Source organism: Paenibacillus sp. HGH0039 (assembly GCF_000411255.1).
Classification (GTDB): Bacteria; Bacillota; Bacilli; order Paenibacillales; family NBRC-103111; genus Paenibacillus_F.
Genome location: NZ_KE150412.1, coordinates 1,958,904 through 1,972,094, shown reverse-complemented (window position 1 = coordinate 1,972,094; position 13,191 = coordinate 1,958,904). Strand labels below are relative to the sequence as shown.

Genomic DNA, 13,191 nt, shown 5'->3' with positions numbered 1-13,191 from the left:
GCGGCTCTTCCTGACCGCAGCGCTGTAAGACGCTCTCTAGGCACTTTGGCGGTCCCGGCCCGACTTGTTGGCTCCGGCCGACCCCGCGCCGAGACTGCACGGTCCGAACCGGCCGTGCCAAGATTCCGCCCGAAAGGACGAAGCATACCATGAAGCACGAATATGCCGACCGCATCGGCAAAGTGATCGCCTACATCGAGGAAAACAGCTCGCGCAAACTCGATCTGGACACGCTGGCGGGCGTATCGAACTTTTCCAAATACCATTTCTCCCGCATTTTTGCCGCCGTGACAGGCGTAACTCCGGCCGCTTACGTGACCCGCAACCGTCTGGAGAACGCCGTCCGGCTTCTGAAGGATACCGACAGGACGGTGCTGGATATCGCGCATTCCTGCGGGTTTGAGTCTTTATCGACTTTTAACGGCGTGTTCAAAAGGCAGCACGGGAAATCTCCGAGTGAACTTCGCAGAGAACTTCAAGACCGCAATTTTTCGTTAGGAGACCGCAAGAAGCGGGAAGAACCCTCCTCCACCAGCGAGTATGATGAAAGTGCCGGTAACGGAAATCACTTTCTGAGGAGGATTTGGAGCATGAATGTCACGCTGAAAGAACTGCCGGATTTGGAAGTAGCCTTCGTTCGGCATACGGGAAGCTACCTGGAGACGGGGCGGGCCTGGGAGAAGCTCGGAAGCTGGGCCGGCCGGAACGGACTCACCCCGGAGCGCCAGCAATTCATCGGGATTTCGCTGGACGACCCGTCTCTCGTGGACGAATTTGCCTGCCGCTACGATGCCTGCGTCACGCTGCCGCCCGATTTCGAGCGGGAAGGCCACACCGAGGTGAGCTTCAAAAAGCTGAAGGGCGGGCTGTACGGCCGGTACGCTTTTTACGATACCGTGGACAAGCTTGCGCTCGCTTACGCAAACTTGTACGGTAACTGGCTGCCGGGAAGCGGATACGAAGCGGACGACAGGTACGGCCTGGAGTTCTGTATGAACGACCCGCTCCGGGACCCGGAAGGCAAAGCGAAGGTGGATCTGTATATTCCCGTCCGGCTCAAAGATTAACTTATTCCGCTGTGAGAAGGTGTGGTATGAACATTCAAGCTGTATTTGCGCAGCTTCCTGTTCTGGAAACCTCCAGGCTGGTGCTGACAAAAATCGGAGAAGACAACCTCGACGAGGTGTTCGGCATATACGACAACGAGGAAGTATTCCGGCACTGCGGCATTATCCCCAAGCATAACAAAGAGACGGTCCGTTCGATGATCGGCCATTTCGAGAGAGATTTCGGCAAAAAATCGAGAATCAAATGGGGGATTTTCCGGAAAGAGGACGGCAGGCTGACGGGAATCGCGGAAGCTTTCGATTTCAACCAGAAAGTCGATAGGGTGACGATCGGCTATTTCCTGGCCGAAGATTGTTGGGGCATGGGAATCGCTACCGAAGCCGTCCGGCTGCTGACCGCCTATCTGTTTACGGAAGCGGAGGTAAACCGGATTCAGGCCGAGGTGATGCCGGCGAACGATGCTTCCAAGAAGGTGCTGATCAAGAACGGCTTCCGCAAAGAAGGAACGCTTCGGCAGGCCGCATTATGGTCGGGCAAAGGAATTGTCGATCTGGAAATCTACGCGATTTTAAAAGAAGACTACGACGCGGCACCGGTTAAATAGAGGGTATCCGGCATGTCAGGCACATTCGTTCAAGCGGATGTGCCTCTTTGTGTTTTTAACTTTTTATTTTATGAGGTAAAATAAACCTGACACAACTTTTTAACAAAACGGCAGGGAGCGTTCGGCGCAAAGTCTGCCGGTCTTCAAAGGAGAGAGAAATGAAGGGAAAAGTAAAGTTTTTGATCGGCTGTTTAGTTGTTCTTGCGGCAATTGCCGTTGCGAGCCCCGGCATGGCTCTGAATATCGTCGTTTTCCTCTTGTCTTTCGTGGCCGCGGGCGGAGCCGCCCTTTTTGTGCACGAACTGGGTCATGTTCTGGGGGCGTTTATTACGGGCAGAAAAGTAATCAAATTCAGTCTGGGGCCCTGTACTCTGTCCATTCCGCAGAAAAAGATCATTTTTTCGTGGAAGAACTTTTATTATGTCGGCAATGTGCTGGTGGATGTGGCCGATTTCAGGGATGAAGCTTCTTATGAGCGGAACAACAAGAAGCAGTCGGTAATTTTCATTCTCGGGCCTGTTATGAGCCTCGTAACGGGTATTCTGGCCTTGACGCTGCTTAAGAACAGCTTCGACCATCTGGTCGTAACGCTGTTCGGTATTTTATCGCTGGCGATGGGACTGGGTACGCTGATCTTCTCGGACGGCAGGCTTGCCAAGACGATTTCCGATCCGTACGAATCGCTTTATTATTACTGGAATATTTTATTTACCATTCCGAATGTTAAGGAAGAGAGCCTTAAATTTCTGCTGCTGAAGTCGGAAACGTATCTGTTCGATAAATATATCGGCAACAAGAAGGGAATCACGGAAAAATTTACGGATCTGTTTGTGCTGTATTATTCGAAATATTTCAGCCAGGTGATCGGCAGAGAACGGATCAACGCCATTGATTTCATGCCGTTTCTGATGGATGATCTCCGCGATGAGTCCGGGAATAGACACAACAAAATGATCATTTCCCATATTTTATGCGAGGAAGCGATGGGCTGGAGTCTGGCGGGCAGGCAGGATGAAGCGGAATCCTTGTACGCGTTTGTCCAGGAGCATGGGGTTACGGAGCCGATCACCCGGCTTAAAGTCGAAACCGTCCTCAAACGATCCGTGGAGCTTGGCCGTGAGTATGCGGCACAGCGCAAAGCGCTTGTGCAGAACAACGTGTTTGATTATTACGAAGAAAAATGGTTGAAGGAACGCGGACTTCCCGGATTTAAGTAAGACCGGATAAAGCTCGTGACAAAGGCTGCCCGCAAGGGCGGTCTTTTTGTAGTTGCGGAGGGGCGGCTCCTCCCTTTTTTCGACATGTTTTTTATTGGGCAGAGTGGGTAAAAATAAAAAGAGTCTTTTTTTAACCTGAATGAGGATAGGGGGAAATCAATGATGGCACTGACACCCGAGCAGCGGATCACCCTCCATGGCTTTAATAACCTTACAAAGTCATTGAGTTTTAATATGTACGATATTTGTTACACCCGTACCCGGGAAGAGCGGCAGGCGTATCTCGAATATATCGACGAGCAGTACAACGCGGAGAGGCTGACCAAAATTTTAAATACCGTGTCCGACATCATCGGCGCCCACGTCCTGAATATCGCCAAGCAGGATTACGAGCCGCAGGGCTCCAGCGTTACGATGCTCGTATCGGAAGGACCGGTCGATACCGCACCCACGGAATCGTTCGAGGAATCCCCGGGGCCCCTGCCGGAAGCCGTTGTGGCTCATCTCGATAAAAGCCACATCACGGTCCATACGTATCCCGAGTATCACCCTGATGAAGGTATTTCCACGTTCCGTGCGGATATCGACGTCTCCACTTGCGGCGAAATTTCTCCGCTAAAGGCGCTGAACTATATGATCCATTCGTTCGACACGGATATCTTTACGATGGATTACCGGGTCCGCGGCTTTACGCGGGACATTAACGGCCATAAATTGTTTATCGACCACGAAATCAGCTCCATCCAGAACTATATTCCGCAGTCCATCAAGGATAAGTATCATATGATCGACGTGAACGTATACCAGGAAAATATTTTCCACACGAAATGTAAACTGCGTGAATTCGATCTGAACAACTATTTGTTCGGCTACACGAAGGACAAGCTGACTGCCGAGGAGCAGGAGGAAATAACGGAAAGCCTGACGCTGGAGATGGACGAAATCTTCTACGGCAAAAATATTTATTCCGCGACGCTTGAGGATGAAGAAGGCGGGGGCGAGTGAAGTCTGACGCATGAAGCGAGAAAAGCGGGGCACGGGGCAGCGGACGAGATGAAAAAGCAGGACAGGGGAAAACAGACGGGATGAGAAAAGCAGGATACGAGGGGATGAAAAGCAGACACGGGACACCGGACGTTCCGTGTCTTTGCCGTGAGGTTGTTGCCCGCGCGCAGAGCTCGCGTTTTTTTGCTTCGCATGAAGGCGGTCAATTAACCGCAGACGGGTGTTCTTCCCGCTGTGTCCGCCGGCACGCATCCAGGGTCATACCGGAAGCGGCAGCGCAGCGCCGGCCGCTGAACACCGGCCGCGGAACGCCACAAAGGCCGTCCATTGCCGGACGGCCTTTCGTTGAGAAGCGGGAGAAGGTTACTTATCCCGCGCGGGAGGCGTACACACGCCGTCGGCACAGGCTCCGTCAGCCGCGCCGCCTTCGTCGCCCAAAATCGTGAGAGGCTTGGATTCGGCGTACGCTTTCTCCAGAGCCTGCACGAAAACTTCAACGGGCTGAGCGCCCGAAATGCCGTATTTGCGGTCGATCACGAAGAACGGAACGCCGGTTATGCCCAGCTCGGCGCCTTCCTGCTCGTCGGCGCGCACTTCGCTTGCATACAGGTCGCCCGCCAGCATTTGCTCGGCCGCGGCCTTGTCGAGTCCCACTTCCTCCGCGAGGGAAGCCAGTACGGCATGATCACCGAGATGAAGGGAATCCGTGAAGTAGGCTTTCAGCAGCCGTTCGGTCATCTCGTGCATTTTGCCGTGGGCGTTCGCGAAATGAGCCAGACGGTGCGCGTCGAACGTGTTCGTCAGGACGATTGTGTCCATGCGGTAGGTGAGCCCGACGGATTCCGCCTGCGCAACCACATTGGCATTCATCGTTTTGGCCTGCTCGACGCTCATCCCGTATTTCTGGGAAAGCATCACATGGACGCCGTGGCTGATGTCCCGGGGAGAGTTAGGGTCCAACTCGAAACTGCGGTACACCACTTCAAGCTCGCTCTTGCGGGAAAATTGTTCAAGCGCCTGCTCGAACCGGCGTTTGCCGATATAACAGAACGGACACGCAAAATCGGACCAGATTTCAATTTTCATAGTAGGAAAACCTCCAAATTTCTATCTCGGACCGTTTGCACGAAGCAAACAGGGAGTTGGTTTTGAATATCTTGTAATCATTATAGTTACAGTTTGTCCGGAAAGCAAGAGGGGCGAAAATAGGGATGAAAAGCAGCAAAGCCAAGCAGGCTATAAAAAATCCGTGAAGGGAAAAATAAGGTTCACTTTTTCTGCTAAATCCCAGAGAAACAGGCGGAATAGACCGAAAAAAGGTACGGCTGCAAAAATAAGCGGAAAGAGGCCTCTTGACAACGATAACTGTTACTAATAGAATAACAGTCGTGACCGGAACTAACCATTCCTTGGTTTTCCGATTAACCTTCGGATGAATATATGTTCAAAAGAAATAGAGAACGCTAACCCTGTAAAATTTGTTTGGATATAGAGGAGGAAAAACCAGATGAACAGTAAATTCAACCCTTTATTCGAAAGTTTCTCTCTCTCCAGCGGCGTGGAGCTGGATAATCGTATCGTGCTGGCTCCGATGACAAATTTTTCGTCCCACGAGGACGGAACCGTTTCGGATGCGGAGATCGCCTACTATGAGCGCAGATCCAATGGAGCGGGTCTCGTCATTACGGCTTGCACGTACGTAACGCCTAACGGCAAAGGGTTTCCCGGCGAGTTCGCCGGAGACCGCGACGAGATGATCCCGAGTCTGGCCCGTCTCGCTTCGGCAATCAAGGGGCAGGGCGCCAAAGCCATCCTGCAAATTTTCCACGGCGGCCGGAGCTGTCCGCCGGAGCTGGTGCCGAATGGCGAAATCGTAAGCGCAAGCGCCGTTGCGGAAGAGAAGGAAGGCAGCGTCGTGCCCAGAGCGCTGACGGATGCCGAAATCGAAGGCATTATCCGCGACTTCGGCGAAGCGACCCGCCGCGCCATCGAAGCGGGCTACGACGGCGTGGAAATTCACGGAGCGAACGGCTATCTCATTCAGCAGTTCTTCTCTCCTCATTCCAACCGCCGTGAGGACCGCTGGGGCGGAGACGTGAACAAGCGGATGACTTTCCCGCTTGCCGTTGTGGATGAAGTGCAGCGTGTCGCGGCGGAGCATGCGAAACAGCCGTTCGCCGTAGGCTATCGCTTCTCGCCGGAAGAACCCGAGACTCCCGGAATCTCCATGGACGATTCCATTCAGCTCGTAAATACGCTGGCCGACAAGGGTCTGGATTATATCCACGTGTCCCTGATGGATTTCTGGTCGGCTCCGAGAACGCTGGACGATAACCGTCCGCGGATCGAGATCATCCTCGAAACCGTCGGCGGCAGAACGCCCGTGATGGGCGTAGGCTCTATCCGTACGGCGGACGACGCTTTGAAAGCTTTGGAGTCCGGCGTGCCTCTGGTCGCTCTGGGCCGCGAGCTGATCGTGGAACCGGACTGGGTCGGCAAAGTCGCGGACGGACGCGAGTCGGAGATCAAGACGACGCTGACCAAAGACGATCAGGAGCGTCTGGTCATTCCCGATCCTCTGTGGAACGCGATCCTAAATACACCGGGTTGGTTCCCTGTGGTATAAGCGACAGAGCCGGCTGAGATGCGGCTGGCACGAGCGGAAAACATAGACATAAAAAAGAAGAAGCCATGCTATACGCGGGCTTCTTCTTTTTTATGCTTTTACAAGGCGGTAAAACAATAAAATGAACGACCGCCGGATTCCGGCGATTCCGTAAACGAAGAAAAGCAGCCGGAATTCCGGCTGCTTATAAAAGGAACCTGCCTGTTGGCGCACGCCTATTCCCGGGTTCTTCCTGTGCCCGCGGTTGCAGCTCAAGGCTGCCGGGATCAGGCTCTTAACGAGGGCGCTACGACCCTTGCAGTAGACACACCTACACATCCCTACATAGCGCTACACAACAGCCGCAGCACTAACGCCAGGAACCCGCTACCCGCGAAGCATCTTCAGATCGAACTTAGGCACCAGCCCTTCCTGCGCGGCCCTACCGAGCAGAGCTTCGATCGCTCCATAGCCGTCTTCGCCGAGATCCGCCGTGAACGAATTCACATACAGGTCGATATGCGCCTTGGCGACCTCGGGAGACATTTCCTGCGCATGCTGGAGCACGTAAGCCTGAGACGCTTCCGGATGGGCCCACGCGTACTCCACGGAAGAGCGGACCCATCCCGCCAACGCCTCCAGATCCATCGACCGCTTCGCGATGATGGCGCCGAGCGGAATCGGGAGTCCCGTGTCGGACTCCCACCAGCTGCCGAGATCGGCCAGCAGGCTGAGACCGTAGGACGGGTAAGTGAAGCGCGCCTCGTGAATGACGAGGCCCGCGTCGATCTTCCCGTCCCGCACGGCCGGCATGATCTCGTGGAAAGGCATCACGACGATCTCGCCGACGCCGCCCGGAACCTGCTGGGCGGCCCACAGCCGGAACAGCAGGTACGCGGTCGAGCGTTCGCTCGGGACGGCCACGCGCTTGCCGGAGAGGGACGCCGGATCGGCGGAGTCCCGGGACAGCACGAGCGGCCCGCAGCCTCTGCCGAGAGCGCCGCCGCAAGGGAGCAGGGCGTAGTCCGAGAGGACCCAGGGCAGGGCCGCGTAAGAGATTTTCATCACTTCCGGTCCGCCGGGCCTGGCGGCCAGACTGTTGGTAACATCGATGTCGGCATACAGGACATCGAGTTCGGGTGCGCCCGGGACGAGCCCGTGCACCCAGGCGTGAAAGACGAACGTGTCGTTCGGACACGGGGAAAACGCGATTTTCATAACAGCACCTCCGGTAAGACTGAACTGGCTTTCTCCAGCATGGCGAGCGCTTCGGGAATTCGCCATGCCGCTTTGTTGCGCGGCCCCACCGCGTTGGAGACCGAACGGAGCTCCAGGCACGGGATGCCGCGGGCGAGGGCGGCGCTTGCCGCGCCGAAGCCTTCCATGCCCTCGGCGGCGGCGCCCGGCACCCGCCCGGCAAGCTCCAGGGTATGCTCCGCCGTGCCGGTCACGGTCGAGACCGTAAGCACAGGACCTGTGCTTACAGGCAGCCCGGCGGCCGCCAGAGCCTCGGCGACGCGGCCGGCAAGCGCCGCGTCGACGGGCACGCGGGCCGAGCCGAAGCCGAGCTCGTCCAGGCTGAGGAAACCCCCGGGCGTCTCGGCGCCCAGATCGGCCGCGAGAATCTCGCTTGCCACGACGAGCGAGCCGACCGCGGCCCGGCCCTCGAAGCCGCCGGCGATTCCGGCGGCTACAACGAGGTCGTACTCGGCGGCGGCGAGCGCCGTCGTGGTGGAGATAGCCGCGGCCACGGGTCCGACGCCCGCGAGCTCCACGCGGAAGCCGGGCGCTCCGGCCAGACCGCGAAGTACGGCGTCCCGTTCGGCTTCGACCGGGGTCATAATCAAGACACGCCTCATGGCAGGCGTTCCGCCGGCTGGGGGCCGGGAAGAGGGAGAATAAAAATCAGGGCTCATTTGCAAGATCTCCTTTAAATGCTGATCCGGATAAGCTATATTATAAACCAATGCTTCGCGGTATAAAAACTTTAGCGCTAAACAAATTTTCTTCATTACCAAATTTATCCGCATTTACGCACGGATCGGGAAGGACTGGAACGTGCTTTTTCCGAACTAATAGCTGTTTGAATCCAATTTGCGCCTTTCTTGTTCCATGGCAACCGCATCTGCCGCACATCATCCCCTAGCTTACTCTTCAACGCATAAAGGAGACACACATCTTGAATGAATTTATCATCGGCGCTGTTGTATGCATCCTTCTTCTGACCGTCCAAATCATTCTTATCCTTTACAAAAGAAATCTGGAAAAACGGAAACATCATGAAGTGCTTGTCAAAAAGTACGGCCTGCTGTTGAAAATCATGCATACCGTGGATGTCGGCACCTGGTCGTACGATTACTCGTCCCAGCGCGTTCCTTTCACATCGGAAGCTCTGTTCAAAATTACCGGCTATCGGGCTGAATATTTCGCTACCCAGCAAGCATGGGAAAGAATTATCCATCCGGACGATTTTCAGCGGTACAGGGTAGCTTGTGATAACGTCAAACAGGGGATTTCCGATTTCAGCGAATACCGGATCGTTCACGCCTGCGGCGATATCCGGTGGGTACAGGTGCGGATGATTCCGACACTGGATGAAACGGGCGGCCGGTTTGTCCGTCTGGACGGTGTGGTGCTGGATATTACGGCCCGCAAATCGGCGGAGGAAGCTCTGCTGAGAAGCGAGCAGCGCTACCGTTCTCTATTCGAACATCATTCGGATGTGATCGTGGAGCTGGATCTGCACGGGAAGGTTCTGGATATCAATTCGGCCGCCCTGGAAATTACGGGGAACGGGCACAATATCACGAGCCCGATGTCGCTTATCGAATTGTTCGGCGTGGACAGCCTGAAGCGGTTGTCGGTGTATTTCGAGCAGGTGGTGCAGGGGACGACCCAGACGTTTGAAATGATCTCTCACCATAAAGAAGGCCGCATGTACCACTGGGATATAAAAATGGTGCCCGTGTATGTAAACGACGCGGTTACGGGAGTTTTTGTCCTGTGCCGGGACATCACTCCGAATAAACGGACGGAGCAGTCGTTAAAAGAGAGCGAGGCCATGTACCGTCTGATCGCGGAAAACATGACGGATCTTGTGGCCGTAGTCGGTACGGACGGAAAGTTCCGCTACACGTCTCCTTCTTATAAAGCCAGGCTCGGTTTGGACGGGGCGGCCGCGGCGGATTTGTCGCTGTACGATATCCTGCATCCCGAAGACGAGAAGCTTGTCCGGCTTAAGCTGGAAGAAATGCCGGAATCGGCTTGCGTCTGGACGGCGCGCTGCCGGCTTATTCACGCGAACGGCTCAGAGCTGCATTTCGACTGTGTGGCGAGCCCTGTCCAGGGAGCCGGCGGGAAAGTGGAAAGCATCATCATCGTATCCCGGAACATCACGGAGAGAGTGCTCATCGAGCGCGAGCTGATGGAGAACGAAGAACGGTACAGGCATCTGATCGAGCTGCTGCCCCAGCCCTTGACGATGATCCGCGACGAGCGGTTTATTTATGCGAATCCCGCAGGACTGGAGCTGTTCGGAGCCGCGCTGCCCTGCGATTTCATCGGCCGGAGCATCTACGAATTCATGCATCCGGATTATGTGGAACAGGCCCGAGGCCGCGCGAATGCGATGGCGCAGGAGGAGTATGCTCCGCCGCTGGAATACAAAATGGTCCGTTCCGACGGGAGCGTCATCGACGTGGAAGTGACGGGCATCTACGACGGACTGTCGTTTTCCTCCCTTCACGTGCATACGGATATTACGGTGCGCAAGCAGATGGAGCAGGCGCTCAGGGACAGCGAAGAACGCTACCGCAGTCTTGTGGAGCTGTCCCCGGTTTCGATCGCGCTCTATAAAGACGGGCAGGTCATCTATGTGAATCCCGCTGCGGTCCGGGTACTGGGTGCGGGATGCCCGGAGGAGATCATAGGCACGGCGCCGCAGGACTGGCTTCAGCCGGGTACGCTCTTCGAAGAGGAACATGCCATCCGGGAAAGCGGGACCAGCGCCCCTATCGATCTGGCCATTACCCGGCGCGACGGCAATGTGGTGGATATGCTCGCGACCGCCATCTACGACGCCCGGTCGGAGGCATTCCTCGTTTTCTTCGAGGATATTACGACGCGCAAACAGGCGGAAACCGCCCTGCTGGAGAGCGAGAGGCTGAGCCGCCACCTGGTGGAACTGTCGCCGATACCGACGATTCTGACCCGGGACCACAAATTTGACTACGTCAATCCTGCCGGCCTGGATCTGTTCGGAGCGGGAACGTCCTGCAGCTTGATCGGCCGCTCGATTTACGACACCGTCCACCCGAACTACAAGGACAAGGTGCGGGCCCGGCTGAACGCGGTTTACGAGAACAAGGAAGCCACCCGCATCGCCGAGCACAAGATCATCCGGCTGGACGGGCAGATCATCGACGCCGAAGTCGTATCCATTCCCATTCCGTACATCGGCATGGATGTCGCCATGACCGTCATCCGGGATATAAGCGAGCAGAAGAAGGCGGAGAAGGACCGGGACTATGCGGAGCAGATTGTCCGCGAGAGCAAGGACCGCTATTATATGCTGCAGACGAGCCTGGACCGCTTCTCAAGCGATTTATTCGGGCTTATGAACGTGCAGGAGCTGGACCGGAGGCTTATTCAGGAAGTGCGGGAAATGATCCGCACGGAGAAGGTCAGTCTTGTTGAGGTGGACAAGCTGAACAAGATTACGGTCAAAAACGGCAGCTCGGACATTCCTCAGCACGTCTGGGAGGAGATTGTCGAGGGCTGTTCCGACCCGCTGCCCGTCTGCGAAATTATCGACACGCTCGACGGACATCTGATCCGCATCGGGGAAATTAAAGGAAAAAGCTACCTGCTGTGCATCGGGGAAAAGTCCCCTTCTCTCGTATTGCAATCCAAAAGGGTGTGGATCAAAACGATTGCCCGCTACGCGAGCGTCCTGTACGACAATTTCAGAGTCATCGAAGATCTGACGCAAGAGCTCCGCGAGCTGGCGACCCGCCAAAAGACGCCTTCCTGGCTGATCCGGCTTCTATTCACTTTATCCGAGAATGAAAGCAAGCGTCTTTCCCAGGATCTGCACGACGGGGCTTTGCAGGAGCAGATCATCTGGTACCGCAAGCTGGACGAGATCTCGTCGGACGATGGGGTTCCGCCGGGTCTGCGCGAGAAGCTGGCTCAAATTACGCAGGGGCTGCTCGACGTTATTTACCAGATCCGTATCACGTGCAACGAACTGAGGCCGCCGATGCTCAAGGAAGAGGGTCTGGTGGCTTCTCTGGAGGCCCTGTTCGAATTTACGCAGCTGCGGAGCGACTATTCCATTGCTTTTGACTACACGGGCTTTCACGGCTCTCTGCACGACGACGATTTGTTGATCGGGTTGTATCGAATTGTACAGGAGCTTTTGGCCAACGCGACGAAACATTCTAACGCAGTAAAAGTTCAATTCAAGTTGTCGGCTCACTCCGACCGGATTCATTTGAGTTATGAGGATAACGGAATCGGTATGGATGTTAGTGGAATGGTGGAGTCCTTTAACAGTATGGGAGTTTACGGCATTAAAGAAAGAGTTCGCAGTATGGATGGCGACGTTGAGTTTTACTCCTCCCCGAACAATGGGCTCGCCGTTTTCATTAACGTACCGGTGAAACAGAATCAGAAATTCGAAATCAGAAATTGGAGTGTTAGGGATAACGATGATTGAGATCTTATTGGTCGACGACCACCCTTCCGTCATGGAGGGGACGAAAATGCTGCTGGAGCAGGATACCAATATGAAAGTCTCCTTGGCTCATACGGCCAAAGAAGCGATGGAGCTGGCGGTTGCCCAGCATTTTGATGTGATGCTGATCGATCTGCACATGCCTACGATGAACGGGATCGATCTGGCCAAACAAATTCTCAACCTTATTCCGGACGCCGTCATCCTGATCTACACCGGCTTTGAATTCAACAATCATTTTAATCTGATGATTGAAGCCGGAATCGCCGGATTTGTCCTCAAAACGGCAAATAAGGAACAGCTCGTAACGGCTGTGCGCTGCGCTCTCAGGGGCGAAGCCGTGCTGCCTTTGTCTCTCGTGAAACAGCTCAGGCGGGCGACGGGCAGCCAGTTTGCGGAAACGGCAAGCGGCAATCCGGAAACGCAGGCGGTCAACTCCAAGGAATACGAGATCTTGAAAGAGATCGCGAGAGGAAGAAGCAACAAGGAAATCGCCGCATCCGTCCTGATGAGCCAGCGTTCGCTGGAGTACTGCTTGACGAACCTGTTTCACAAGCTTAACGTGAAATCACGGATCGAAGCGGCCATGAAAGCGAAGCAGCTGGGTCTGCTGTCCGATGAGGATTTTCCGAAAATGGCCTGATAAAAAATTTATCAAGTTCGACATAAACCCGACCGTACACAGCCGTGTTACGGTTTTTTTGTCTATTTATTACCATTAATCCGACAGGGATTTACAAGTTTCCGCAATATTTTTGCGGGTTCCCGCAAAGTTTTTTCGGTTACCACCGCTCTTTTGCGGTTTATGATTAAAACATCTTCTAGGTCTTTTAACCTATGCCGGATTGCTCAAATTTTTAACGCTTTCGAAAAGGAGAATGCGAATTTGCGGGTAAATGCCTGCCTCTAACCGCGGGCGTTTCACAGCGAAGGTCCCGGGCTGAGATCATTTTAT

Annotated in this window: 10 protein-coding genes; 7 read left to right on the top strand and 3 right to left on the bottom strand. The window is 54.9% G+C overall.

All coding sequences use genetic code 11. The features are described from left to right. Positions 1-149: 149 nt before the first annotated feature. The 4 genes from HMPREF1207_RS08695 (at position 150) to speD (ending at position 3,894) form a co-directional block, all read left to right on the top strand. Entirely contained in the window at positions 150-1,067 is a 918-nt protein-coding gene (locus HMPREF1207_RS08695) for an AraC family transcriptional regulator (protein WP_009675137.1), read from the top strand. A gap of 26 nt (positions 1,068-1,093) precedes the next feature. Next, positions 1,094-1,672, top strand: a complete 579-nt coding sequence (locus tag HMPREF1207_RS08690; protein WP_009675095.1) for a GNAT family N-acetyltransferase — start codon at positions 1,094-1,096, stop codon at positions 1,670-1,672. Between the two features lie 158 nt (positions 1,673-1,830). Continuing rightward, positions 1,831-2,889: a site-2 protease family protein gene (locus tag HMPREF1207_RS08685; protein ID WP_009675070.1), complete on the top strand. Its 1,059-nt coding sequence runs from the start codon at positions 1,831-1,833 to the stop codon at positions 2,887-2,889. A gap of 162 nt (positions 2,890-3,051) precedes the next feature. Beyond that, positions 3,052-3,894, top strand: coding sequence for an adenosylmethionine decarboxylase (speD, locus tag HMPREF1207_RS08680; protein ID WP_170318687.1), 843 nt, complete (start codon positions 3,052-3,054; stop codon positions 3,892-3,894). A 363-nt stretch (positions 3,895-4,257) separates the two neighbouring features. Here speD and HMPREF1207_RS08675 read toward each other — a convergent pair whose 3' ends face one another. Next, a complete protein-coding gene (locus tag HMPREF1207_RS08675) occupies positions 4,258-4,980 on the bottom strand; it encodes a DsbA family oxidoreductase (RefSeq protein WP_009675106.1) in 723 nt (240 codons plus the stop codon). 421 nt (positions 4,981-5,401) lie between these two features. Between HMPREF1207_RS08675 and HMPREF1207_RS08670 the strand changes: the two genes are divergently transcribed. Further along, positions 5,402-6,520: an NADH-dependent flavin oxidoreductase gene (locus tag HMPREF1207_RS08670; protein WP_009675138.1), complete on the top strand. Its 1,119-nt coding sequence runs from the start codon at positions 5,402-5,404 to the stop codon at positions 6,518-6,520. A 366-nt stretch (positions 6,521-6,886) separates the two neighbouring features. Here HMPREF1207_RS08670 and HMPREF1207_RS08665 read toward each other — a convergent pair whose 3' ends face one another. Then, on the bottom strand, positions 6,887-7,717 hold the full coding sequence (locus tag HMPREF1207_RS08665; RefSeq protein ID WP_009675079.1) for a 1,4-dihydroxy-6-naphthoate synthase: 831 nt from the start codon (positions 7,715-7,717) through the stop codon (positions 6,887-6,889). Beyond that, positions 7,714-8,358 carry a futalosine hydrolase gene (locus HMPREF1207_RS08660; RefSeq protein ID WP_231392069.1) on the bottom strand — a complete coding sequence of 215 codons (645 nt, stop codon included), beginning with the start codon at positions 8,356-8,358 and terminating at the stop codon, positions 7,714-7,716. The genes HMPREF1207_RS08665 and HMPREF1207_RS08660 overlap by 4 nt, the downstream gene beginning before the upstream one ends. Positions 8,359-8,678: 320 nt before the next feature. Here HMPREF1207_RS08660 and HMPREF1207_RS08655 point away from each other — a divergent pair, with 320 nt between their 5' ends. Continuing rightward, positions 8,679-12,218 carry a PAS domain-containing sensor histidine kinase gene (locus HMPREF1207_RS08655; protein ID WP_009675097.1) on the top strand — a complete coding sequence of 1,180 codons (3,540 nt, stop codon included), beginning with the start codon at positions 8,679-8,681 and terminating at the stop codon, positions 12,216-12,218. Next, on the top strand, positions 12,211-12,879 hold the full coding sequence (locus tag HMPREF1207_RS08650; protein ID WP_016423593.1) for a response regulator transcription factor: 669 nt from the start codon (positions 12,211-12,213) through the stop codon (positions 12,877-12,879). The genes HMPREF1207_RS08655 and HMPREF1207_RS08650 overlap by 8 nt, the downstream gene beginning before the upstream one ends. The last annotated feature ends 312 nt before the right edge of the window (positions 12,880-13,191 follow it).